The following is a 21,405-nucleotide window of genomic DNA, read 5'->3' as shown; positions in this document are numbered from 1 at the left end:
CCTGCAAAACTTGCTGGTGAAGATCCAAAGGAGTAGACTTCATTTTATCGTTCGCAGACTAAACAGGGCGCGAACGGCTGAGGGTTACAGTGTGCTCTTGCCCCCAATCGTGGGAAGCACACATGGCCGCGCCTCTGCAATTCAATATGCCGAACAAGCTTCTGGCACTGCTTCCTCCAGCCGACTACGACCAGATCGCGCCGGACCTGGCCCATGTCGTCCTTCCGAGAGGAAGCTTGCTCGGCGAAATGGGGAAGCCCATCAAATACGTCTATTTTCTCACGTCCGGGATAGGTTCCGTCGTCGCGACGACGCCCGAGGGTCATCGCGCCGAAGCAGGCCTGTTTGGCCTTGATGGGTATGTCCCCACCTCGGCTGTCGCGGGCGCGGAGATCAACGCGCACGACGTCGGCATGCAGCTGGAGGGCGATGGCTACAGGATGGACTACGATGCGTTCCGCGGCTGGATGGAGCGGAACAGGAGCCTTTCCAAGGTGATGATCCGCTCGCTGGAGGCGTTTTCGATTCAGCTGGCCTATACGGCCACATCGAACGCTCTTCATGACGTCACGGAACGATTGGCTCGCTGGCTGCTGATGTGTCATGACCGGGTTCCCGGCAATGAAATCAACCTCACTCACGAATTCATTTCGTTGATGCTGGCCGTCCGCCGGCCGAGCGTGACGACGGCTCTGCACGTGCTTGAAGGCAATGGATTCATCAAGTCCGAGAGAGGTCACATTACCATTCGCAACCGGGCCGCTCTCGAAGAGTTTGCGCATGATGCGTATGGAAGGCCGGAAGAGGAATACCGGCGTCTGATGAGAGACCTTTTCTGACGCATCAGATGCGTTAGATTTGCCGTCGATCGAGCTTCCAGGCAGGGCAGGCAGTCACTCACCGAGCGAACCGACATGACACGCTATTTCTTCCATATCCGGCGTAACGATGAGACGGTCCTCGATGAGGAGGGCGACGAGTTCGCCAGCCTCGACGATGCGCGGGTCAGCGCCGTCAATGCCATCCGGGAATTGGTGGCAGCAAAGATCAAGAGAGGACTGATGATCCTGAACGAGCATATGGAAGTACGCGACGAAGCAGACGCGCTCCAATTGGTCATTTCGTTCCACGAGGTGATCGAAGGCCAGCTCAAACGCTGAGACCGGTTCAGAATTCGCCGATAAGGCGACGGAATTCCTCTTCCGGCTTGCCGTAGGCATTGCCCGCGAATTCCTCCATTCCCTTCCTGTCCCGGATGGTGATGCGGCCGCGTTCCGCACGGATGAGCTTCTTGCCTTCAAGGACATGCAAGGCGGTGGTGACGCTGGGTCTGCGAACACCCAGCATCAACGAGATGAAGTCATGCGTCAGGGTAATCTCATCGCCGTCCACACGGTCGTGGCACATCAGCAGCCAACGCGCGAGACGTTCATCGACCTGATAGGTGACGTTGCAAAGCGCCGTATAGGATATCTGCGAAGCAAAGGTCTGGATAAATCTGGCGAGGAGATTGGCAAAAACCGGATGCTGCGAGAGTGCCCGAATGACGGCGTCGAGCGGCATGCGAAACCCATGTCCCTCGACCTGCATCAGCACTTCATGGACGCTGATCGTGCCGCCGACGCCGGCGGAAGTCGGCGAAAAACCTTCGCGGCCGAACATTCCAGCTTCAGCCCGCTGACCGTCCGACGAGATGGTGATGACCGACCCGATCCCGTTGCTGAGAAAGTAGACATAGTCGATCGGCCTGTCTGCCTTGACAATGATGAAACCTCTGTCGAGATCGACGGGCTCAAGCGCGGCGGCGACGCTATGGAACTCGTCGTCCGGCAACAAAGCTATCAGTCGGTTTCGCTTTTCAGGGGGTTCTGCGGCGGACATGGTTCTCGCTGAGGTCGGGCGGGAGCCCACGGCTTCCGGCCGCCATGCCCTGAACTGACGGACGGTTGTCGATTGTATAGCATCCTGTTGTTCCAGGTGTTTTTGCGTACGCTGGCAGACGCTCCGCCCCTTTTTTTCCACGAAGAGTAATCTCATGGTTCTTCATTTCAGGAGGGCGTAAAATGGAGAACCGGGAACACGAACCCGTCTTGCTGCTGGAGGATCAGGCTCTTATTGCCATTTACATGGAGGAATTGCTTCACGAGGCCGGGTTTGGCAATATCAGCACACTCTCATCCTGCGCTGCTGCGGCGGAGTGGCTTCAGAAGAACACGCCCGAGCTTGCCGTGATAGAAACCCGGCTCAGGGACGAGCCATGCGACGCCATCGCCGCCGTTCTCAACCAGCGGGGCGTTCCCTATATCGTCCACTCGGTAGAGCGGGACGGCAGTGGAAATCACCCCTACATGGGCACCAAATGCAAATGGATCGACAAACCGTGCGATCCGGACGAATTCGTGAAGGCCGTGAAAGAGTGTGTGCCCAGCCGCAGGAAACCAGCGCCCGCCGCCTCGGGCACCCAATACCAGGAGCAGTGCCACCAGCGGTAGACAACACCTTCCCCTGAGAAGTGGCCGGTGCCGTGACGCTTTTATCAGGGCCTAGCGGCCAAGTTGGCGATTCTCATTGTTGCGCGCACTTGGCCTGCGGCTGAGGTTTGGTCGCTCCTGCTGTTGCGGGCCGTTCGCCTGAGACGGTGCCGGACATCTTCTCGCAGTCCCGGCCGGACTTGCCCACGTCGTTCGGCATTGCATTCTTGGGTCGCTCGATCGCCTGGGTGCCCAAGGGTCCGCCCGCGTTTGTGCCTTGCGCCGGCGTTGTATCGGGCGTGAATGTGCCGCCCTGTTGAGCAGATGCAGGCAGGGTGAGCGTGAAAATGGCAAGGGTAGCGGCAACGGTTCGATTGACCATTTTCGGTTCTCCTTTCATGCTCGAACCTGCGGACCGGAGGATCGTTCCTTCGGCCGCCCGACATCGAGAGCGGTTACCGAACCGGGCATGATTGAGGGTACCGGATAGTCGTTCAGGCTCGAGGCAGGGAGGCTGTTGAAATTCAGCCTCCCCACCCAAGGGGACTGGTCAGGCGGGAACAGCCAACAGGAGCGCTCTGGTCGATGAGGATTTTCCCGTTGCAACTGCCACCATCGGCATGCCGGCTTCCAGGCATGCCGCAATGAAGGCTTCGCGGGCGATCTCGACTGGCGCTATCCTCTTCAGCGCCGCCCGGCATCTCTGGACGGCGCGGTCATAACGCTCCCCACGCTTGAGGGGCCATTCGTTCTCAAGAAAGTCCAACGCGTCGTGGACGTTGTGGAAAGTATGGTTGAGACCGTTCGGCAGCCGGATGTTTACCGGCGCGCGGAACGGCATTTCCGGGATGTTCATGATCTCCTCCTTTCACATGCCGGATGAAAAAGAAGCAGAATCGATTTGGTTATTGGCCGCTGGGATTCAAGAGGTCGTGCGGCCGCTGTGATTAGTTGTTATCGCCGAGCTGAGCCGCAAGGTGAATTCGGGCACGGTTGACCCGGCTCTTGATGGTACCGAGCGGGCAGTCGCAACGTCGTGCCGCAACCTCGTAGCTCTCTCCCTGGATCAGGACGATATCCAGGGCCTGGCGATAGTGAGCGGGCAGTTCCGAAAATGCCTTTTCCAGTTCCCGGACGCGAACCGACCATTCCTGGGGTGCCTGGACCGACGGCTGTGCCGAAATGCCTTCTCCGAGACCGATCACCTCTCGCTTGGCAAGGCCGAATTTGGTGCAGAACGTGTTGCGCATGATCGTGAAGAGCCAGGATTTCAGGCTGGTACCAGGCTGGAACTTGTCGAGGTTAGCCAGCGCTCTGAGAAGGGTCTCCTGCACGAGATCATCCACGTCGCTCGGCGTCCGGTGAAACCGGCGCGCGAAGGATCTGAGCGCAGGTATCAAATCCACGACCTCGGAGCGAACATGAGAGCTGGAATTATCGACTGCCATGGGGCCTCCTGACACGATAATCGACGGAACTGCGACGGGAGCCATTTGTTCCGATGTTTTATCGGAACCCCCGGGCGCGTCGGTGGCACGATTGCATCGGAGTGGTCCAGGTTGTCGACGTCTCTCGTGATACCGCCACGTCATCCCGTCAGGCAAGGCTGCAATCATTTTGTCCTCCGCTGCGAATCCTTATTGCAATTCATTCGCAATTGCAGAATATGAATGTAACGAGAGTGTCCATCGTTGTTGCAGACGATCTCCGAGCTGCGACGAGGCCATTTCGACCACTGACTGCAATTAAGTCCTATTCGCAAAAGGAGGCGTGCATGCTTGACAAGATACGACGGCTGGTCCTGACCGGAATGGTGGGAACGGCGTTCGCCGCCGTTCTGGCGGTCATGCCGGCATCGGCTCAGGACAAATTCAAGGCGGTGACGACTTTCACGGTGATCGCCGACATCGCGAAAAACGTCGCCGGCGACGCCGCGGTCGTCGAATCCATCACCAAGCCCGGTGCGGAAATCCACAACTACCAGCCGACACCCGGCGACATCCAGCGGGCGCAGGGCGCCAAGCTCGTCTTCTGGAACGGGCTCAATCTCGAGCTCTGGTTCGAGAAGTTCTTTCAGAACCTGAAGGCCGTGCCGGGCGTCGTGGTCTCGACAGGCGTCGAGCCGATGGGCATCGTCGAAGGCCCGTATGTGGGCAAGCCCAACCCGCATGCCTGGATGTCTCCCACAGCGGCGCTGATCTATGTCGACAACATCCGCGATGCCTTCGTGAAGTACGATCCGAAGAATGCCGCGATCTACAAGGCCAATGCCGAAGCCTACAAGGAGAAGATCAAGGCGGCCATAGATCCCATCAAGGCAGAACTCGCCAGGGTGCCGGAAGACAAGCGGTGGCTTGTGACGAGCGAAGGCGCCTTTTCCTATCTCGCCCGCGATTTCGGCTTGAAGGAGTTTTATCTGTGGCCGATCAATGCCGACCAGCAGGGCACGCCGCAGCAGGTTCGCAAGGTGATCGACGCCGTTCGCAAGAACCGGATTGGTGTCGTTTTCTCGGAAAGTACGATCTCGCCGAAGCCAGCCGAACAGGTGGCGCGGGAAACCGGCGCCAAATACGGCGGCGTTCTTTATGTGGACTCGCTGAGCGAGGCCGATGGTCCGGTTCCGACATATCTCGATCTGCTGAAGGTGACTTCGGATACTATCGCCAAGGGCCTGTCCGCTTCGCCCTGATATCTGTCGTGCGCCCATTCGCGATCCGGCGGGGGGCGCGTACATTTGCCGCTTTAAAGAGGATGTTGCCCATGAATGCTCAACCCCGTTGGCCGAACCATGCTCCTTCCGGCTCTGACGGAATCATGGTCGACGGCGCGACCGTGACCTACCGCAATGGCCATACGGCCATACGGGATGCGAGCTTCAGTATTCCTCAGGGAACGATTACCGCGCTGGTAGGGGTCAACGGTTCCGGCAAGTCCACGCTGTTCAAGGCGATCATGGGTTTTGTGCGCCTGGCGAAAGGCGACATCCGGGTGCTCGGCATGTCGGTCAAGGAGGCGCTGCGCAAGAACCTCGTTGCCTATGTGCCGCAGTCGGAAGAGGTCGACTGGAACTTTCCGGTGCTGGTCGAGGATGTCGTCATGATGGGCCGCTATGGCCATATGGGCATGATGCGCATTCCAAAAGCCGCCGATCACGAGGCCGTGGCGACGGCGCTCGCCCGCGTCAGCATGAGCGAATTCCGCCAGCGCCAGATCGGAGAACTGTCGGGCGGGCAGAAGAAGCGGATTTTTCTGGCGCGCGCACTGGCGCAGGACGGCCGCGTCATCATGCTCGACGAACCCTTCACCGGCGTCGACGTCAAGACGGAGGACCAGATCATCAGCTTGCTTCGCGAGCTGCGCGACGAGGGCCGCGTCATGCTGGTCTCGACGCACAATCTCGGCTCGGTGCCGGAATTCTGCGACCGGACCATCCTGATCAAGGGGACGGTGCTCGCCTATGGGCCGACGGTCGAGACCTTCACGCAGGAAAACCTGGAAAAGACCTTCGGCGGCGTGCTGCGTCATTTTGTGCTCAGCGACGCGCAGAACGGAAGATCGACGTCGATCGGCCTGATCAGTGACGATGAGCGGCCCCTGGTGCTTCGGGGCGGGAAGGCGACCAACCGTGCATCGGACGAGGAAGGCGGAGGCCGCGAATGATCGCCGTTCTGATCGAACCCTTCACCTACAACTACATGCTGAATGCCATGTGGGTCTCGGCCCTTGTCGGCGGCGTCTGCGCCTTCCTTTCCTGTTATCTGATGCTGAAAGGCTGGTCGCTGATCGGCGATGCGCTCTCGCATTCGATCGTTCCCGGCGTGGCAGGCGCCTATATGCTCGGGCTTCCCTTTTCGATAGGCGCCTTTTTCTCCGGAGGGCTCGCTGCGGCCACGATGCTTTTCCTCAACCAGCGCACCAAGCTGAAGGAAGATGCCATCATCGGCCTGATCTTCTCCTCCTTCTTCGGGCTGGGGCTGTTCATGATCTCGCTGAGGCCCATGGCGGTGAACATCCAGACGATCGTGCTCGGCAACATCCTCGCCATCACGCCGGAGGACACGCTGCAACTCGCCATCATCGGCTTCGTGTCGCTGGCTGTTCTGCTCGTCAAATGGAAGGACCTGATGGTAACCTTCTTCGATGAGAGCCACGCCCGGTCGATCGGCCTCAATCCGACCGCGCTCAAGATCGTCTTCTTCACTCTCCTGTCGGCTTCGACGGTTGCTGCGCTCCAGACGGTGGGGGCCTTCCTGGTCGTCTGTATGGTGGTCACGCCCGGCGCGACCGCCTACCTCCTGACCGACCGTTTCCCGCGCCTCCTTGTTCTGGCGGTGATCATCGGGTCGATCACCAGCTTTGTCGGCGCCTATGCGAGTTATTTCCTCGACGGGGCGACCGGCGGCATCATCGTGGTGCTGCAGACGGCTATCTTCCTGATCGCATTCTTCCTGGCGCCGAAGCATGGGATGCTGGCGGCGCGCAGACGGGCAGCCCAGGCGCTGGAGGAGGCCCCATGACCATCGTCGATACGCTTCTTTCACCCTTCCAGTTCGGCTTCATGGTCAACGCGCTGCTGATCTCGGTGCTGATGGCCGTGCCGATGGCGCTCCTGTCCTGCTTCCTTGTCTTGAAGGGGTGGTCGCTGATGGGCGATGCGATCAGCCATGCGGTGTTTCCCGGCGTGGTGATCGCCTATATCGTCGGCATGCCTCTTGCGGTCGGGGCTTTCGCAGCCGGCATGTTCTGCGCCATCGCCACCGGTTTCCTGAAGGAAAACAGCCGCATCAAGCAGGACACGGTGATGGGCATCGTGTTCGCCGGCATGTTCGGGCTCGGCCTCGTCCTTTATGTGAAGATCCAGTCCGACGTGCATCTCGATCATATCCTGTTCGGCGACATGCTCGGCATCTCCTGGCGTGACATCGGCGAGGCGGCCGTCATCGCGGCGATCACGGCCGGCATTCTCGGCGTGAAATGGAAGGATTTCCTGCTGCACGCCTTCGATCCGGTGCAGGCACGGGCCGTGGGACTGAGGGTCAATTTTCTGCACTACGGTCTTCTCGCTCTCATTTCGCTGACCATCGTCGGTGCCCTGCAGGCAGTCGGCATCATCCTTTCGATCGCCATGCTGATCGCGCCGGGAGCCATCGCCTTTCTGCTAACCCGCAAGTTCAGCACCATGCTGATCCTGTCGATTGCCATTGCCGTGACCGGTTCGTTCGCCGGCGTCTACCTGTCCTTCTTCATCGACAGCGCTCCGGCGCCGACCATCGTGCTCCTGCTGGCGATCGGTTTCGTGCTCGCCTTCATCTACGCTACCCGCAAGGCTGCCCGGGTCGAGACGACCGAGACGATCTAGCAAGAGGGAGGGGAGCGCCTGGTCTTGGCGTTACCCTTGATCGCGACAGGCTGGCGAGTTGACGCGCATCAAAGAACGCTGTGGCGGAAGGGCGCATAGACAGAGCTGACTGTGCCGTGCCAATAACGGATGTCCAGATCGGACATCGGCGGCTGGCCGCAACTGATGAGGGGACCGTGAAGAACCGCAGAGCGCCTGGCTGGAGTGTTGTGTTCGCGTCTATCGCGGCCTACGCGCTCGTCGTGCAGATGGTGCTTGGCTCCGTCCTTCTCGGCTCAGCAGTCGCAGCTCCTGTCATCGATGATTTTGGAAACCCGCTTTGCATTACCCATGCCGGCGGTAGCGGCCAATCCGGTCACAAGGACGGTCCAAAACTGCCCGAGTGCTGTACCCAGGCATGCAGCGTTCTCGCTCCGGCGCTCGCACCGCAGTTTTCTGACAATTTTCTGAGCAACCGGCTGGAGGCCACCTCCAGGCCGGTTCCGGCCGAAACGGATATAGGTCCCTTCGAACGGCCCGAGACCTCTCCCGGAAATCCCCGCGCGCCACCGCCGGCAGCTTGATCGCAAAGCGCTCCAAGTCGTGCCGCTCTCTGTTCCGTGAACTCGTTTCGGCCAAAACGGCAATGACGCGGCAAAAGCCGTGCAGAGCGCTCTGGGCCGCCGGCCGTATCGGAGCACGGGCAGGATCGCCTTTTCAAACCATCAATCCACCCCGGACCGGCGCCTTCCCGGCTGCCCGTCGCCTGAAAATCAGGCCGTCCAACGCGCGGCCAAGCATGGAGATTCACATGTTGAAGAAAATCACCACAACCGCCGCCATCCTCATGGTCGGCAGCACCGCCGCTCTGGCGCATGTCACCCTGGAGGGAAAGGAGGCTCCCCTGGGCGCCACCTACAAGGCGGTGCTGCGCGTGCCGCACGGTTGCGAGGGCAAGCCGACGAACACCGTGCGCGTCCAGATCCCGGAAGGCTTCTACGGAGTGAAGCCGCAGCCGAAGGCCGGCTGGACGCTCGGCAAGGTCAAGGGCGCCTATGCCAAGGCCTATGACAATCACGGCTCTCCCGTCACCGAAGGGGTCAAGGAAGTGGTCTGGAGCGGCGGCAACCTCGGCGACGACGAGTATGAGGAGTTCGTGCTGCGGGGCACGATTGCCGTGGATCTGAAAGCCGGCGACATGCTCTATTTCCCGGTGATCCAGGAGTGCCCGGAAGGCCTCAAGGAACGCTGGATCGAAGTGCCTGCCGCAGGCCAGAAGGCGTCGGACCTCGAACTCCCGGCCCCGGGCGTCAAGCTCCTTCAGAAGACCGGCAACTAAGCGATCGATCCACCCGGGAGCATGAAGGCCGATGACGCCGCTTTGCTACAAGGCACTTTCACTGACCGGCGCTCTGCAGCGGTTTGCCTATGCGATCCTGTTGTGGTCGGTCATGACGGCGGCGGCATCCGCCCATGCATCCCTCAACACGACCGAGCCGCGCGATGGCTCGGTCATGTCCACGGCCCCGCGCGTGATCGCTCTGACCTTCAGCGAGCCTGTCTCGCCGACCAGCCTCAAGCTCACGCGGCCGGACCGCAGTTCAGTCACTCTCAAAAGCTTCGTCCTGAAAGACAGGACAGTCGAGATTACCCCGCCGGACGACCTTTCGGACGGGAGCTATCTTCTCTCCTGGCGGGTCGTTTCAGAGGATGGCCACCCGATCGGCGGTTCGGTCGTCTTCTCGATCGGGCGGCCGAACGCCGACGCCCGGGGCGCGGTGGTCGATATCGACTGGCCGGTCCGCACCGGCCTCTGGATCGGCAAGGTGGCGCTCTATGTCGGTCTCTTCTTCGGGGTCGGCGGCGCTTTTGCCATCCACTGGTTCGCGGACGGTTCCGGGAATGCGTTGAGGCAGGTGCTTGCCGCCCTCGGCGCCGGCTTTGTGGGCGCCCTGCTTTCTGCAGGCTTCCAGGGCCTCGATACGGTGGGCGAGCCTGTTTCGTGGCTTTTCGTGCCGGCCGTCTGGAAGGCGGGAATGGCCACGAGCTTCGGGCCGACGGTCATTTTTGCGATCGCGGCCCTGGCGCTTGCGGGGCTTGCTCTGGCCAGCGGTCGGGGCAGGGATGCCCGCTGGATATCGATATCCGCCGTCATAACCGCGGCGTTTGCTCTCTGCCTCAGCGGGCACGCGAGTGCGGCAGACCCGCAATGGCTGATGCGCCCGGCCGTTTTCCTGCATGTCGCGAGCATAGCTGTCTGGGCCGGCGCGCTGCTGCCGCTCCTGGCCGAGTTCGGAAAAGACAAAGAAGCGGCCGGCGCGGCATTGCACCGCTTCTCGGTCTTCATACCATGGGCCGTCCTGGTTCTTGCCGTAGCCGGAGGCGTGCTCGCCGTCGTCCAGGTCCGCACTCCGGCTGGGCTGGTCACGACGGCGTATGGGATCGTATTCCTCGTCAAGCTCGGGCTGCTCGCCCTGCTGTTTGCCCTGGCAGCCGTCAACCGGTGGAAACTCACCTCCAGTTCGAAAAAGGGGGAGCCTGCGGCGATCCGCCAGCTCGTTCGTTCGGTCGCTGCGGAGACCGTCATCCTGCTCCTCATCTTCGCGGTGGCTGCGACGTGGCGGTTCACGCCGCCCCCACGCACCTTGATCGCCGAAGTCCAGAGGACTGCCGTGGTTCACCTGGAGACCAGCAAGGCCGTGGCTAATGTCAGGATCACGCCGGACAGGGTAGGAAAAGTCGCGATATCCGCGGTCATCGCCAAAAGCGACCGGTCGCCGCTCGATCCCCAGGAAGTAACGGTCGTGCTGTCCAACCCGGGGGCGGGGATCGAGCCGATAAGGCGCCGAGCAGAGAAAGGCAAGGACGGCTGGTCGGCGCCCGATATCGTGCTTCCCGTACCCGGGCGGTGGCGGCTTCGCCTTGACGTGATCATCAGCGATTTCGAGATCACCAGGATGGAAGGCGAGATCGAAATCGCGCCTTGACCCGACGCCAGCCGGACGCTCCTTAAGGGCGGAGCGTCCCGTAAAGCCATTCCTTTTATCCTTCCGCCACCCGCCGCCGCACGCGGGTCAGCATCGGTCCGTATTCGAGGACAAACAGGCCGAAAGCGGCAAGCCACGCGGCGCCGGAAAGCGAATAGATCAGGTTGGTAAATTCCGGAAAGAGGCCGGCGCTTGGCCTTAGAAGGGCGCAGAGCACGATTGCCGCATAGCAAGCGACGGTTGTTCGCGATGCGGTCAGGACCCGTCCGGTATGGCCCCGGCTTGCCCTTGTCATGACGGCGAGCATCATCGTGGTCACGGTTCCGACGCTCAGGACATGGATAGCGGAAGTCTGGTCGAAGAGGTCCACGGCTGCAAGGCCGATCGCAAGGAACCCCAGCGGGACGAACAGGTAGGCGATATGCAGGATCGTCACCAGCATTTCCGCGGTCGTGGTCCAGCCCCGCCAGCGCGCAAGCCGGATAGCCTGCATGGCCGCCGCCAGCCCTGCCGCCCCCGCAACAAGCTTTCCGTCGTCCAGAACGATCCAGGCGGCCAGGGCGGCGACCCCGCACAGGATGGCCGCCGTATCAAACCGGTCATAGGCGGCGGGGAAATCCGTCCGACCGGTCTTGTTGATCCAGTTGCGGGTGAAGCTCGGGATGATTCGCCCGCCCACAACGAGGATCATTGCGGTATAGGCCGAGAGGGCAAGCTTGATCCCGATGGATGGGTGCTGCCCGCCGGCCACCGCCAGATGATACAGGATGTTTGCGGCGGAGAGGGCGATCAAGCCGGTGATGACCTTCAGATCCTTCCACTTCCGTCCCGCGACCACTTCGCGCACGCAGATGAAGAGGAGGAGGGGCAGAAAGGCGCTGTCGGCCAGGATGGCGGCCATGGTGCCGATAAGGTCGGACAGAAGCAGCGCCAGCCGGCCGGAGACCCAGACGAGGAACAGGAAGACCAGCGGCCAACCGGACACCGGCAGCCTGCCGGTCCAGTTGGGAACCGCGGTCAGCAGGAAACCGGCAAGCACGGCGCTTGCATAACCGAACAGCATCTCGTGTGCATGCCAATGGACGGTGCCGTAGGAAACCGCCACGTCGATCAGTCCGGCCAGGCTTGACATCCATAACAGCATCGCGACAGCCGCCCAGAGGGCCGACGAGAGAAAGAATGGCCGGAAGCCGTAGGAGAATATGATCGGGGCGGTTGTGGAAAGTCCCCTCGGGATGCTCCCAGGTCGCCGCCCGGCCGGAATTGTCGTCATCTTCGGAACTCCTTGTTCGGCACCCTTGTAACGGCGGCGACGGCGCCCTTCATTGCGGCGTCGCAAGCAGACGCGGGAATGTTTGCTGCCGGCGCGGCAATAGCGCATCTTCGATCTCGCCGCGGGCTGTGCTAGGTTCGCGCTGACCGTAGCGGAGCATAGGCCGTTGAAGATCGATAAGAGCCTCGTGAGAAGTTTTCCCCTGTTCGAAAGGATGGAGGATGCCGATACGGAAGCGCTTCTTGCTCACGCAACTTCCCGTCGGGTGCCGGTCGGCGAAGCCGTCTTCGAACAGGGGGCGGCCGCGACGCATTTCCATCTGCTTCTGCACGGCAGGCTGAAAGTCACGCAGGTCACCGAAGACGGTCAGCAGATCATCGTGCGCGTCGTCCACCCGGGTGATCTCTTCGGTTTTGCCAAGGCGCTTCAACGGACGGACTATCCCGGCACGGCGATGGCCGTCGCGGAAAGCATCGCGCTTTGCTGGCCGACGGAACTCTGGCCCCAGTTCGTCGATCGAAATCCCCGCCTCGCGGTCACCGCCATGCAGACGATCGGGCAGCGCCTGGAAGAAGCCCATGCCCGCATCCGCGAAATGTCGACGCAGGAGGTCGAGCAGCGGGTTGCCCACGCGGTTCTGAGGCTGGCCAAGCATGCGGGTCGCAAGGAGGGCGATGCGGTACGGATCGACTTCCCGATCTCCCGGCAGGACATAGCCGAGATGACCGGCACGACGCTGCATACCGTCTCGAGGATCATGAGCGCATGGGAGGCGAAAGGCCTGGTCGAAGGCGGGCGCCAGAAGCTGCTGGTGAAGGATGCCGAAGGCCTGCTGGCGCTGGCTGAAAGCACGAAGGGATAACGGGAGCGAGATAGGCGTTCCTGAAACAACCGCCGGACAACCCGGCGAGATGCCTCAGATCTCCCGGGTGATCGACTCGCTCAGGCGCTCGATTTCCTCGATGATGAACAAGGCCGGATCGTCTGCAGCGCCGGATGCTACCATCTCGTAGACCGCATGGCGCTTGTCCCGGACATTTCCCGCATGCGAAACGAGCGGCGCCCTTTCGTGGTGCCGTGTCTCTCCCCAGCGCCTGATCAGCGTTAGAAGCTTCATGATGTCATCATCGAAGCGTTCCACGGCGGGTCGTAGGTCAGTTCCACCTCGACGCTCTTCACGCCGGCAACCGATGCGGCACAGGCCTGGATGGCTTCCTTCAGAAAGGTCGAGGCGGGGCAGCCTTTCGTCGTGGTCGTCATCGATATGTGCATGTCGCCGGCCTGATCCACCTCGATGCGGTAGATCAGGCCCATGTCCACGACGCTGCGTCCCATCTCCGGATCGATGACCATGGAGAGCTGTTGCCTGACCTGTTCGATCAGGTTGGCCTGCTCGGACGTGTCAGGCATCGGCAACCCCTTTGCCGATACGGATCATGATGCGGTAGGCGCTGCCGTCCCGATCGAAATTGCCCACCCATTGATGGCCCCGGCGCGTCAGTTCCGGAAACAGGAAGACCGGTTCGCGTGCCAGCACCGCGAAGATCACTTCGCCCGCGTCGAGTGCTTCGGCCGCGCCGAGAATTCGCTGCATCGGTTCCGGCGGATCAAGGTCGGAAAGGTCGAGCTGCACCGACGGCTCCGCCCAGAGTTCGGGCGAGACCGCGTTTTCCGAGAGCGCGACCGCTTCTTGCTGGCGCGGCGTGAAACGGACCTCGAAATCCCCGCCGTCGAGTTCGATAACGGCGTGATCGAAGCCCCTGGCATCCATGACGCGATAGAGCGGTTGCGGCTTGAAGGGCGCAAGCAGCCTCAGTCCCTGACCGGGCTGCAGCGCTCCGACCGCCGTCATGATCGCTTCGAAAGGCTCGCCGCCGTTCCTCAGGATCGGCCTGACATCGAGTTCCTTGAATTCCTGGGTCATCGTGACCTCCCGTTGAAGCTTGGTAAGATGAGCCGCCGTGCGGCGACGACCGATGGCAGCCGGGTCGCGGCCGGGACCATGGCAAGGCGGCGGGCCTGGATGAACTCGAAGGCGAGAGCGCAGACAGCCGTGAGCTGAGCGGATGTAGCCGCCCTGAACATGTCCGGCATGTCGAGGATCAGGACCGCGGTCGCCGTTGCCGTCGCGGTGAAATAGAGCGCGAACCACAGGGATGCCCGCCGCTCGTTGACGAGGTCCTGGACGCGCGGGACGGCTGTGCGGCCAAGAACGGGGCCGTAAAACTCCAGCCACGTCATGAATGCCACGATCTTGTAAAGCTGCCCGAGGCCGAGCCCGGTCAGCCAGCCGAACGTGAAGAGATAGGCAACGGGCATCACCATCCTGGCCGGGTTGCCGATCACGATCGAGGTGGCGAAAAGAACGAAGCAGAAGAGCAGCATGCCGATCGCCACCAGGCTCGCCATCACATTCAGTTCCACGGACTTGCGTTTCCGGTCGCGGAAGATCGAGTGGATATCGATGGCGTAGAAAAGAGCGGCAAGTCCCGAGAGCGCTATCGCCAGGTGAAGCAGCCAGTCGGTGGGCAAGGCGGTTCCGTCGGAGAAAATGCCACAGCCGGCGGCCACGAGAGCGGCGGCCGATAGCCAGCCGATCGCCCGGCTTGTCCCGCGCGTCCTTTCGGGCGACAGCAGGAACATTGTCAGGAGGCGATAGCTGACGCCGATCGCGGTGATGGTCATCCACCCGAACAATCCGAGATAGGCGTGCGCCGGTCCGGCCGAGAGCAGCAGCCCGACGAGACGCGGATCATCGGTGAGGCCGGAGAGGGAAAGGGCAAACAGCAGCCCGACCAGCGCCGTAATGATCAGTGGCACGCAGCCGAGCGCGACGAACTTTGCCGGCAGCGAGTACGGCCGGGCTGCCGCAAGCGTCCCCGCGACCATCCAGCAGAGGCCCGCGAATGCCACGGTCAGGAGAAGGCCTCCGGCCGGCAGCGCCCATGTCCACAGGGGCACGAGATCGGCCAGCCCCAGGAACCCGCCGAGCAGCAGGAGGAGCCCGATCATGGTCAGCAGCAAGGCGGGCCGGGCGAGATGGGGGGATTGCAACTGTCGCGAGGCGATTACCGGCACGAACTGAAGCAGCGATCCGGCAAACAGAAGACCGAGCCAGCCGATCGCAATCAGGTGGACGACCACCAGCGAGACCGGATCGTCGATGGGAGCGGATGGATATCCGAACCCCGATATAGTCAAGGCCAGCCCGGCGACCAGGCAGACCAGCGACGTCGCGAAATAGGACATCGTCCAGGGGGAGAGAGTGGCGCCGGGCATGGCTTTCGTCTTTCAATGACCGCAGCAGCAGTCGCAGCCGGAGCTTTGCGCCCGCTGGATTTCGACGCGCCAGACATCCGGCCCCTGTTCGAGATATTGCCAGTCGAATTCTTCCGGATACCGGCTCTCGATCTGGTAGTGCAGCGGCCGCGGATCATGGTCGCTGGTGACATGCATGACGCCACCGGGGATGAGGGACGTCAGCACGCCAAAAATCTTCGGGTGACGTTCGGCGGGAGCGAGCGTCCTGACGTCGATGGAGGGGATCTCAATATCCGACATGGTTTGTTCTGGGCCTTTCAAGCTGGTGCAGCGGCCTGGCCGATCCCGGCCGCCTTGATGAGTTAGCAGCGGCGCGATCGACGGAATTTGCGTCGGGACAAATATTTTACAGAAAGACGACGCTGTCGTTGATTTTGCACAAAGAGAGGCCGGCGGCGGGCAGCTAAATGCTCTTTGAAGAAAACCGAAAGGAGCCCGACATGTCAGCAGCGATAATCGAGAAATATGGCGATGCACGGCTGCCGCGCTACACGAGCTATCCGACGGCTCCGAACTTCAGCCCGGATTTCGATGCCCTCGACTATCCGGCCTGGCTGAAGGCGTTGCCCGAAGGACAGCCAACCTCGCTCTACATCCACATCCCCTTCTGTCGGTCGATGTGCTGGTATTGCGGCTGTCACACGACGATCACCGAGCGCGACAGGCCCATTCTCGACTATATCGAGATACTTCACCGGGAAATCGAGCTTCTGGCGTCCGCCAGGGACGATGGCTTCAGCGTCGGGGAAATCCACTTCGGCGGCGGCACGCCGACCATCATCAGGCCGGAGGAGTTCATCGCGCTGATGGATGCATTTCGCGATCGTCTCGGTTTTGCGGGCGCCGTCAATGCCGCGGTTGAGATCGATCCGCGAACCTTGACCGGGGAGATGGCGGTTGCGCTCGGCCAGTCGGGCGTCACCCGCGCAAGCCTTGGGGTCCAGAGCTTCGATCCGAAGGTCCAGAAGGCGATCAACCGTGTTCAGAGCGTCGAGACGACGATGGATGCGGTCGAGCATCTTCGCCACAACGATATCGACGCGATCAACTTCGACCTTATCTATGGGCTGCCGTTTCAGACGGTCGAATCCTGCGTTGAGACGGTCGAAGCGGCTGTCAGCATGCGGCCGGATCGCCTTGCCGTCTTCGGTTATGCGCATATCCCGAGCTTCAAGAAGCACCAGCGGCTCATCGACGAGGCGGCGCTTCCGGATGCACGGGAGCGCGCGCTTCAGGCATCCGCGATATCAGATGCCCTGGTGGCGGCAGGATATGTCAGGATCGGTCTCGACCATTTCGCGCTGCCGGGCGACGAACTCTCGCTGGCGCAGGCCGAAGGCCGGCTGCACCGGAATTTCCAAGGATACACGACGGACGCCTGCGACGCCCTGATCGGCCTCGGGGCGTCGTCGATCGGCCGGTTGCCGCAAGGGTATATCCAGAACGAGGTTCCGCCGGGCCTCTATGCGACCCGGGTGTCGAAAGGCGAACTGCCGGTCGCCAAGGGTTACCGCCTCACACCGGAAGACCGTCTGCGCGGCGAGGTGATCGAAAGGCTGATGTGCGACTTTGCGGTGGATGTTGCGTCCCTTGCGGCGGCGCACGGCTTCGATGCCGAGCTTCTGCTGCGGGACAACGATCGGCTCGATGAGCTGGAACGAGACGGCCTGATCGAACGCCGGGGCGGCATCATCCGCGTCTCGGAGGATCACCGGTTCATCGTCAGGGCCGCGGCCTCTGCATTCGATGCCTATCTGAACAGAAGCGGCAGGTCGTTCAGCAAGGCGGCATAGGGTCCAGAACGGGAAATAGAGGTCCGGCAATCCGCCGAGCCGGACCTCCATGCGGCCGGGCTCCCCTATCCCGTCAGGCCGCGATAGATGGCGGGCAGAGCCGCCGGAAGCTTTGAAATATCTCCGACAACCGCATAACCGTTGCGTCCGAACATCGTCGGCAGATAGGATTTCGCATCCTTGTCCACCGTCACGGCGAAGACGTTGACGCCAAGGCGCCTTGCTTCCTGCACGGCGCGGCGGCTGTCTTCCATCGCGAAACGCCCCTCGTAGTGGTCGATGTCGTTGGGCTTGCCGTCGGTCAGCACGAGAAGCAGCCGGGTCCGGTTAGGGCGTTTTGCGAGGTCCGCCGTGGCGTGCCGCAGCGCTGCTCCGAGGCGGGTGTAATATCCGGGTTTCAGGCCGGCGATCCGATCCTCGACAACCGGAGAAAGCCGCTGGTCGAAGCCTTTCACGGTCTCGACCCTTACCCAGGAGCGGCGCCGGGAGGTGAAGGTGAGGATCGAGTGATCCGTGCCGCAGGCGGCCAGGCCCTGCGCGAGGACGAGAAGCGCCTCCTTCTCGACATCCAGAACCCGCCGGTTGTCGATCCAGGCGTCGGTCGAGAGGGAGACGTCGACGAGAATGGTGACGGCAAGATCGGGCGCGCGCTGCCGGCTTGCCACGTGGATACGGTCGGTCGCCTGCCCCCCGGCCAGGAGATCGGTCCGGCGCCGGACGACGGCATCGAGATCGAGCTCCACGCCGTCGAGCTGCGATTTGAGCATTTCCTGGCGCGGCCGCAGGATCTCGAACTGCTTGCGCACCTTCCTCGTCAGAGCCTTCGTATCCTCCGATATCTCGAGGCGGTCGCCGCTTGCCGAGGTCGGGACGGCGAGGACCCGGCAATGGTTCTTCAGATAGGTGGCCTTTCGGTAATCCCATTCGGGATAGGTCAGCTCGGCGGCGATTTCCTTCAGGTCGACCATTTCGGGCGGAAGGTCGAGATCGAAGTGGAAACGCGAGGAGGGGCGTTCCTTGCGACGCCCGAGGACCATCTCGTCGAGATCCTCGGCGGCCTTGCCATCTTCCTCGGGCTTGTCGTCGGTCGGCCGGTCGACATTGACCATTTCCGTCATCGCCAGGATTTTCTCGAAGCGGTTGAGGATGAACGGGCTCCGTTCGGAGCGCTTCTCGTCTTCCCGCTCGCGCTGCGCGCTGGATCTTCTCTTGCCAGTCGGTCCCTGCGGATCGCCGAGCGGGGGTTCTGAATCCTCCGCCGAAGAACGGCTTTTCTCATGGGACAAGAATTCCGGCCAGAGCGGCACGTCCATCATAGGCTGGTAGCCGGGTGGGGCATGACGCGGGAAGATCGCGCTCGGGGTATCGTCCGGCAGGCAGGCGCCTGCCCGCAGCAGGCTGATGATCCTGCTTTCCAGCAACCGTTCCACCGAGGGAAGCCTGCCGCGGCGACGCTCGGTAAGCGTTACCTGACATAAATTTCGATAGACCGGACGCAGGCCGGGAAATGCGGCAAGCGTGTCGTCCACATTGGAGATTGCCATATGCAGCCGCTCGAGATCCCGTGCGAGGGGATCCGGCGAGGCTGGCCGGGCTTCGGGCAATGTAGCGATTGCCGCCGTCAACCAGACGTACAATGCCCGGTTCAGGCTGCGGTCCGGAAAGAAGTCGATGACATCAGGCAGCATTGCGCGGGCGAAATCCCGGCCGGAGCGGGCAATCCGCTCCTCGCCGAGCCCCACAAGCTGGCGAAGCTTCAGGCGATGTTTCGACGTGCGCTGATGGGCTGCCACGAGCTGGATTGCGTGATCGCCTCCGAAGCCGCGGAAGCAGGATGCGAGGACGGGTTTTATCTCGTCCAGCGTCACTGCATGCTCGGGATAACGCGGCAGGCTTCGTGTCTGGCCGACCAGGCGATGCCAGGCCTTGCCGACGGTTTCTTCCAACTCGAGAAAATCCAGCATCATAGCACCTCAGGCAACCACGGCATTCGCCACCTCGATCAGCGCCGCACGTACATCCGGATCGTCGGTCAACGGCTCGATCATGGCAGCCCGAATAGCATGGCGCGGATCGAGCCCGCTTTCGATCAGCGTGGCGCAGTAAACGAGCAGGCGCGTCGAAACGCCCTCCTCCAGGTCGTGTCCCTTCAAGGCGCGCAGGCGATGGGCGAGATTTACCAGCGGCACGACATGGCGCTCGGAAAGGCCGCTTTCGGCGGCGACGATCGCCACTTCCTGTCCCCGGGGAAGGAAGTCGAATTCGATGGCGACGAAACGCTGCTTGGTCGAAGGCTTCAATGCCTTGAGGATGTTCTGGTAGCCGGGGTTGTAGGAGACGACCAGCATGAACTCCGGCGGCGCCTCCAACACCTCACCCGTTCTTTCGAGCGGCAGGATACGGCGATCGTCGGTCAAGGGGTGGATGACGACGGCGACATCCTTCCGCGCTTCGACGATTTCGTCGAGATAGCAGATGCCGCCGCCGCGCACCGCCTTCGTCAGGGGGCCGTCCACCCAGATGGTTTCGCCGCCTTTCAGGAGGAACCGGCCGGTCAGATCGGCGGCAGCCAGATCGTCATGGCAGGAAACGGTCGCAAGCGGCAGTCCGAGACGCTCGGCCATGTGGCAAACGAAGCGGGTCTTTCCGCAACCGGTCGGACCTTTCAGGAGAAGCGGAAGCTGCCGCTTCCAGGCCGTTTCGAACAACTCGCATTCGTTGCCTGCGGGAATGTAGTGCGGGATTGGTCCGGCCTCGACCGGCTTTATCGTGGAAATCATGGTCATCGGAATGTCCTGACCTTTGGAGGGATGGAGGAACGCGGCTCCGTCGGGAGAAGACGGAGCCGCGCTGCATCATTCGGCCGGCTGGATGCTTGGCGTCCCGGCGGGTCGCCGTTCGCGGCCCGGGACGAACAGGGCCCAGAGGAACATCAGCGCCGAGATGAGCACGAAGACGCCCGATCCGAGCCGGACCCAATAGAAGATCGCCAGCTGATCCTGGACATCCATGAAGCTTTCGCCGAGGACGCGCTGCAGGTGCACCTGAAGGACGCCGGCGAAGGTCAGCGCGAAGGTCATGACCGACATCGCCGTGCACATGATCCAGAAGCTGACCATCGAAAGCCACTGGTTATAAGGGCTGCGGCCCCGAAGTTCCGGCACGGCGTATGCCATGACGGCAAGGTTCAGCATGACGTAAGCGCCGAAGAAGGCGAGGTGGCCGTGGGCGGCGGTGAGCTGGGTGCCGTGGGTATAATAGTTGACCGAAGACAGCGTGTGCAGGAAGCCCCAGACGCCCGCGCCGAAAAAGGCCATGACCGAGCAGCCGATCGACCAGAGAAGTGCGGCGCGGTTCGCATGCTTGCGCCCGGCCTTCCAGGTCATCACGAAAGTGAAGACGACCATGGTGAAGAAGGGCGCCACTTCCAGGGTGGAGAAGAGCGAGCCGATCCACTGCCAGTAGCCGGGGGCGCCGATCCAGTAGAAATGGTGGCCGGTGCCGAGAATGCCGGAGAAGAGGGCAAGGCCAACGATCACGTAGAGCCATTTTTCGACCACTTCGCGGTCGATGCCGTTCAGCTTGATCATCAGGAAAGCCAGCACCGAGGCCATGATCAGTTCCCAGACGCCCTCGACCCAGAGATGGACGACATACCACCAGTACATCTTGTCGAGCGCCAGGTTGACCGGGTTGTAGAAGGCGAACAGGAAGAAGATCGCAACACCCCAGAGGCCGAAGATCAGGATGTTGGTGACGACCGTCTTGCGGCCCTTGAGCACCGTGAGCGTGATGTTGAACAGGAACATCAGGGCGACGATGACGATGCCGACCTTGATGAGGAACGGCTGTTCCAGAAACTCGCGGCCTTCATGATAGTGGAACAGATAACCGACCACGGCGATCGCCGCCGCGACGAGGAAAAGCCAGAACTGGGCAACCGCGATCCTGGTGCTGAACAGCTCCGTTTCGGCCTCCTCGGGCAGCAGGTAGTAGGTCGAGCCCATGAAGCCCATCAGCAGCCAGACGATGAGCGCATTGGTGTGGACCATCCGCACGATGTTGAAGGGCAGCAGTTCCGAAAGCGTGTTCGGCAGGACGTAGATCGTCCCCGCCAGAACGCCGAACAGGACCTGGGCGATGAACAGGCCGAGCGCGCCGTAAAAATACAGCATCGCGACCTTCTGGGTTTGATATTTCATGTGTTTTTCCCTTCCCGTGA

General features: G+C 61.8%; 25 protein-coding genes. 12 read left to right on the top strand and 13 right to left on the bottom strand.

What is annotated here, in order from left to right:
• Positions 1-122 precede the first annotated feature (122 nt).
• Both C5J26_RS26470 and C5J26_RS26465 read left to right on the top strand, forming a co-directional pair.
• A complete protein-coding gene (locus C5J26_RS26470; RefSeq protein ID WP_105404480.1) occupies positions 123-839 on the top strand; it encodes a Crp/Fnr family transcriptional regulator in 717 nt (238 codons plus the stop codon).
• A gap of 75 nt (positions 840-914) precedes the next feature.
• Entirely contained in the window at positions 915-1,160 is a 246-nt protein-coding gene (locus C5J26_RS26465; protein ID WP_105404479.1) for a hypothetical protein, read from the top strand.
• A 7-nt stretch (positions 1,161-1,167) separates the two neighbouring features.
• Here the strand turns inward: C5J26_RS26465 and C5J26_RS26460 are convergent, their stop codons facing one another.
• Complete coding sequence (locus C5J26_RS26460; protein WP_105404478.1) at positions 1,168-1,881, bottom strand: Crp/Fnr family transcriptional regulator; 714 nt, start codon at positions 1,879-1,881, stop codon at positions 1,168-1,170.
• 182 nt (positions 1,882-2,063) lie between these two features.
• Between C5J26_RS26460 and C5J26_RS26455 the strand changes: the two genes are divergently transcribed.
• Entirely contained in the window at positions 2,064-2,492 is a 429-nt protein-coding gene (locus C5J26_RS26455) for a response regulator (protein WP_105404477.1), read from the top strand.
• A 73-nt stretch (positions 2,493-2,565) separates the two neighbouring features.
• Here the strand turns inward: C5J26_RS26455 and C5J26_RS26450 are convergent, their stop codons facing one another.
• The 3 genes from C5J26_RS26450 to C5J26_RS26440 all read right to left on the bottom strand — a co-directional run bounded on the left by C5J26_RS26450 (position 2,566) and on the right by C5J26_RS26440 (position 3,919).
• Positions 2,566-2,853, bottom strand: coding sequence for a hypothetical protein (locus C5J26_RS26450; protein ID WP_105404476.1), 288 nt, complete (start codon positions 2,851-2,853; stop codon positions 2,566-2,568).
• Between the two features lie 168 nt (positions 2,854-3,021).
• A complete protein-coding gene (locus C5J26_RS26445; RefSeq protein WP_105404475.1) occupies positions 3,022-3,327 on the bottom strand; it encodes a DUF982 domain-containing protein in 306 nt (101 codons plus the stop codon).
• Positions 3,328-3,418: 91 nt separating this feature from the next.
• The gene (locus C5J26_RS26440) at positions 3,419-3,919 is read right to left on the bottom strand and encodes a sigma-70 family RNA polymerase sigma factor (protein ID WP_105404474.1); all 501 of its coding nucleotides are present in this window, start codon (positions 3,917-3,919) and stop codon (positions 3,419-3,421) included.
• A 326-nt stretch (positions 3,920-4,245) separates the two neighbouring features.
• On the opposite strand from C5J26_RS26440, the gene C5J26_RS26435 reads away from it, so the two are divergent.
• The 7 genes from C5J26_RS26435 to C5J26_RS26405 all read left to right on the top strand — a co-directional run bounded on the left by C5J26_RS26435 (position 4,246) and on the right by C5J26_RS26405 (position 10,796).
• Positions 4,246-5,160 (top strand): metal ABC transporter substrate-binding protein, encoded by a 915-nt coding sequence (locus C5J26_RS26435; protein ID WP_105404473.1) that lies wholly within the window; start codon positions 4,246-4,248, stop codon positions 5,158-5,160.
• 71 nt (positions 5,161-5,231) lie between these two features.
• Positions 5,232-6,131 carry a manganese/iron ABC transporter ATP-binding protein gene (locus C5J26_RS26430; protein ID WP_105404472.1) on the top strand — a complete coding sequence of 300 codons (900 nt, stop codon included), beginning with the start codon at positions 5,232-5,234 and terminating at the stop codon, positions 6,129-6,131.
• Entirely contained in the window at positions 6,128-6,988 is an 861-nt protein-coding gene (locus C5J26_RS26425) for a metal ABC transporter permease (RefSeq protein ID WP_105404471.1), read from the top strand. The genes C5J26_RS26430 and C5J26_RS26425 overlap by 4 nt, the downstream gene beginning before the upstream one ends.
• The gene (locus tag C5J26_RS26420) at positions 6,985-7,830 is read left to right on the top strand and encodes a metal ABC transporter permease (protein ID WP_105404470.1); all 846 of its coding nucleotides are present in this window, start codon (positions 6,985-6,987) and stop codon (positions 7,828-7,830) included. Before C5J26_RS26425 ends, C5J26_RS26420 begins: the two co-directional genes overlap by 4 nt.
• Before the next feature lie 176 nt (positions 7,831-8,006).
• Entirely contained in the window at positions 8,007-8,393 is a 387-nt protein-coding gene (locus C5J26_RS26415) for a hypothetical protein (protein WP_172746091.1), read from the top strand.
• A gap of 227 nt (positions 8,394-8,620) precedes the next feature.
• Complete coding sequence (locus C5J26_RS26410; protein WP_105404532.1) at positions 8,621-9,148, top strand: YcnI family protein; 528 nt, start codon at positions 8,621-8,623, stop codon at positions 9,146-9,148.
• 31 nt (positions 9,149-9,179) lie between these two features.
• Positions 9,180-10,796 carry a copper resistance CopC/CopD family protein gene (locus C5J26_RS26405; protein WP_105404468.1) on the top strand — a complete coding sequence of 539 codons (1,617 nt, stop codon included), beginning with the start codon at positions 9,180-9,182 and terminating at the stop codon, positions 10,794-10,796.
• A 55-nt stretch (positions 10,797-10,851) separates the two neighbouring features.
• On the opposite strand, the gene C5J26_RS26400 is transcribed toward C5J26_RS26405, so the two are convergent.
• Positions 10,852-12,069 carry an NnrS family protein gene (locus tag C5J26_RS26400; protein WP_105404531.1) on the bottom strand — a complete coding sequence of 406 codons (1,218 nt, stop codon included), beginning with the start codon at positions 12,067-12,069 and terminating at the stop codon, positions 10,852-10,854.
• Between the two features lie 166 nt (positions 12,070-12,235).
• On the opposite strand from C5J26_RS26400, the gene C5J26_RS26395 reads away from it, so the two are divergent.
• Positions 12,236-12,931, top strand: coding sequence for a Crp/Fnr family transcriptional regulator (locus tag C5J26_RS26395; RefSeq protein WP_105404467.1), 696 nt, complete (start codon positions 12,236-12,238; stop codon positions 12,929-12,931).
• Between the two features lie 54 nt (positions 12,932-12,985).
• Here the strand turns inward: C5J26_RS26395 and C5J26_RS26390 are convergent, their stop codons facing one another.
• Genes C5J26_RS26390 through C5J26_RS26370 form a run of 5 tightly spaced genes read right to left on the bottom strand, consistent with a single transcriptional unit; the run spans position 12,986 to position 15,630 of the window.
• On the bottom strand, positions 12,986-13,186 hold the full coding sequence (locus C5J26_RS26390; protein WP_105404466.1) for a hypothetical protein: 201 nt from the start codon (positions 13,184-13,186) through the stop codon (positions 12,986-12,988).
• Positions 13,183-13,479 (bottom strand): metal-sulfur cluster assembly factor, encoded by a 297-nt coding sequence (locus C5J26_RS26385; protein ID WP_105404465.1) that lies wholly within the window; start codon positions 13,477-13,479, stop codon positions 13,183-13,185. Before C5J26_RS26385 ends, C5J26_RS26390 begins: the two co-directional genes overlap by 4 nt.
• A complete protein-coding gene (locus tag C5J26_RS26380; RefSeq protein WP_105404464.1) occupies positions 13,472-13,993 on the bottom strand; it encodes a DUF2249 domain-containing protein in 522 nt (173 codons plus the stop codon). Before C5J26_RS26380 ends, C5J26_RS26385 begins: the two co-directional genes overlap by 8 nt.
• Complete coding sequence (locus C5J26_RS26375; protein ID WP_105404463.1) at positions 13,990-15,348, bottom strand: hypothetical protein; 1,359 nt, start codon at positions 15,346-15,348, stop codon at positions 13,990-13,992. Before C5J26_RS26375 ends, C5J26_RS26380 begins: the two co-directional genes overlap by 4 nt.
• Positions 15,349-15,360: 12 nt before the next feature.
• Positions 15,361-15,630 (bottom strand): DUF2249 domain-containing protein, encoded by a 270-nt coding sequence (locus C5J26_RS26370; RefSeq protein ID WP_038546255.1) that lies wholly within the window; start codon positions 15,628-15,630, stop codon positions 15,361-15,363.
• A 200-nt stretch (positions 15,631-15,830) separates the two neighbouring features.
• Here C5J26_RS26370 and hemN point away from each other — a divergent pair, with 200 nt between their 5' ends.
• Complete coding sequence (hemN, locus tag C5J26_RS26365; protein ID WP_105404530.1) at positions 15,831-17,183, top strand: oxygen-independent coproporphyrinogen III oxidase; 1,353 nt, start codon at positions 15,831-15,833, stop codon at positions 17,181-17,183.
• A 65-nt stretch (positions 17,184-17,248) separates the two neighbouring features.
• Here hemN and C5J26_RS26360 read toward each other — a convergent pair whose 3' ends face one another.
• The 3 genes from C5J26_RS26360 to C5J26_RS26350 all read right to left on the bottom strand — a co-directional run bounded on the left by C5J26_RS26360 (position 17,249) and on the right by C5J26_RS26350 (position 21,385).
• Positions 17,249-19,147, bottom strand: coding sequence for a nitric oxide reductase activation protein NorD (locus C5J26_RS26360; RefSeq protein WP_105404529.1), 1,899 nt, complete (start codon positions 19,145-19,147; stop codon positions 17,249-17,251).
• Between the two features lie 9 nt (positions 19,148-19,156).
• The gene (locus C5J26_RS26355; RefSeq protein ID WP_105404528.1) at positions 19,157-19,963 is read right to left on the bottom strand and encodes a CbbQ/NirQ/NorQ/GpvN family protein; all 807 of its coding nucleotides are present in this window, start codon (positions 19,961-19,963) and stop codon (positions 19,157-19,159) included.
• A 75-nt stretch (positions 19,964-20,038) separates the two neighbouring features.
• Positions 20,039-21,385 carry a cbb3-type cytochrome c oxidase subunit I gene (locus C5J26_RS26350; RefSeq protein ID WP_105404462.1) on the bottom strand — a complete coding sequence of 449 codons (1,347 nt, stop codon included), beginning with the start codon at positions 21,383-21,385 and terminating at the stop codon, positions 20,039-20,041.
• Positions 21,386-21,405 lie beyond the last annotated feature (20 nt).

Origin of the sequence: Neorhizobium sp. T7_12 (assembly GCF_002968535.1) — a bacterium.
Taxonomy (GTDB): Bacteria; Pseudomonadota; Alphaproteobacteria; order Rhizobiales; family Rhizobiaceae; genus Neorhizobium; species Neorhizobium tomejilense.
Note: the sequence above shows the minus strand (reverse complement) of the source record. Positions and strands in the feature narration are given on the sequence as shown.

What these genes read in the sequence shown, in the direction of transcription:
- C5J26_RS26380 (WP_105404464.1), bottom strand. Translation starts at nt 13,993, where the DNA reads ATGACCCAGGAATTCAAGGAACTCGATGTCAGGCCGATCCTGAGGAAC.
- C5J26_RS26425 (WP_105404471.1), top strand. Translation starts at nt 6,128, where the DNA reads ATGATCGCCGTTCTGATCGAACCCTTCACCTACAACTACATGCTGAAT.
- C5J26_RS26465 (WP_105404479.1), top strand. Translation starts at nt 915, where the DNA reads ATGACACGCTATTTCTTCCATATCCGGCGTAACGATGAGACGGTCCTC.
- C5J26_RS26355 (WP_105404528.1), bottom strand. Translation starts at nt 19,963, where the DNA reads ATGATTTCCACGATAAAGCCGGTCGAGGCCGGACCAATCCCGCACTAC.
- C5J26_RS26435 (WP_105404473.1), top strand. Translation starts at nt 4,246, where the DNA reads ATGCTTGACAAGATACGACGGCTGGTCCTGACCGGAATGGTGGGAACG.
- C5J26_RS26370 (WP_038546255.1), bottom strand. Translation starts at nt 15,630, where the DNA reads ATGTCGGATATTGAGATCCCCTCCATCGACGTCAGGACGCTCGCTCCC.
- C5J26_RS26390 (WP_105404466.1), bottom strand. Translation starts at nt 13,186, where the DNA reads ATGAAGCTTCTAACGCTGATCAGGCGCTGGGGAGAGACACGGCACCAC.
- C5J26_RS26385 (WP_105404465.1), bottom strand. Translation starts at nt 13,479, where the DNA reads ATGCCTGACACGTCCGAGCAGGCCAACCTGATCGAACAGGTCAGGCAA.
- C5J26_RS26375 (WP_105404463.1), bottom strand. Translation starts at nt 15,348, where the DNA reads ATGCCCGGCGCCACTCTCTCCCCCTGGACGATGTCCTATTTCGCGACG.
- C5J26_RS26470 (WP_105404480.1), top strand. Translation starts at nt 123, where the DNA reads ATGGCCGCGCCTCTGCAATTCAATATGCCGAACAAGCTTCTGGCACTG.
- C5J26_RS26410 (WP_105404532.1), top strand. Translation starts at nt 8,621, where the DNA reads ATGTTGAAGAAAATCACCACAACCGCCGCCATCCTCATGGTCGGCAGC.
- C5J26_RS26360 (WP_105404529.1), bottom strand. Translation starts at nt 19,147, where the DNA reads ATGCTGGATTTTCTCGAGTTGGAAGAAACCGTCGGCAAGGCCTGGCAT.
- hemN (WP_105404530.1), top strand. Translation starts at nt 15,831, where the DNA reads ATGTCAGCAGCGATAATCGAGAAATATGGCGATGCACGGCTGCCGCGC.
- C5J26_RS26405 (WP_105404468.1), top strand. Translation starts at nt 9,180, where the DNA reads ATGACGCCGCTTTGCTACAAGGCACTTTCACTGACCGGCGCTCTGCAG.
- C5J26_RS26350 (WP_105404462.1), bottom strand. Translation starts at nt 21,385, where the DNA reads ATGAAATATCAAACCCAGAAGGTCGCGATGCTGTATTTTTACGGCGCG.
- C5J26_RS26460 (WP_105404478.1), bottom strand. Translation starts at nt 1,881, where the DNA reads ATGTCCGCCGCAGAACCCCCTGAAAAGCGAAACCGACTGATAGCTTTG.
- C5J26_RS26400 (WP_105404531.1), bottom strand. Translation starts at nt 12,069, where the DNA reads ATGACGACAATTCCGGCCGGGCGGCGACCTGGGAGCATCCCGAGGGGA.
- C5J26_RS26420 (WP_105404470.1), top strand. Translation starts at nt 6,985, where the DNA reads ATGACCATCGTCGATACGCTTCTTTCACCCTTCCAGTTCGGCTTCATG.
- C5J26_RS26450 (WP_105404476.1), bottom strand. Translation starts at nt 2,853, where the DNA reads ATGGTCAATCGAACCGTTGCCGCTACCCTTGCCATTTTCACGCTCACC.
- C5J26_RS26440 (WP_105404474.1), bottom strand. Translation starts at nt 3,919, where the DNA reads ATGGCAGTCGATAATTCCAGCTCTCATGTTCGCTCCGAGGTCGTGGAT.
- C5J26_RS26430 (WP_105404472.1), top strand. Translation starts at nt 5,232, where the DNA reads ATGAATGCTCAACCCCGTTGGCCGAACCATGCTCCTTCCGGCTCTGAC.
- C5J26_RS26445 (WP_105404475.1), bottom strand. Translation starts at nt 3,327, where the DNA reads ATGAACATCCCGGAAATGCCGTTCCGCGCGCCGGTAAACATCCGGCTG.
- C5J26_RS26455 (WP_105404477.1), top strand. Translation starts at nt 2,064, where the DNA reads ATGGAGAACCGGGAACACGAACCCGTCTTGCTGCTGGAGGATCAGGCT.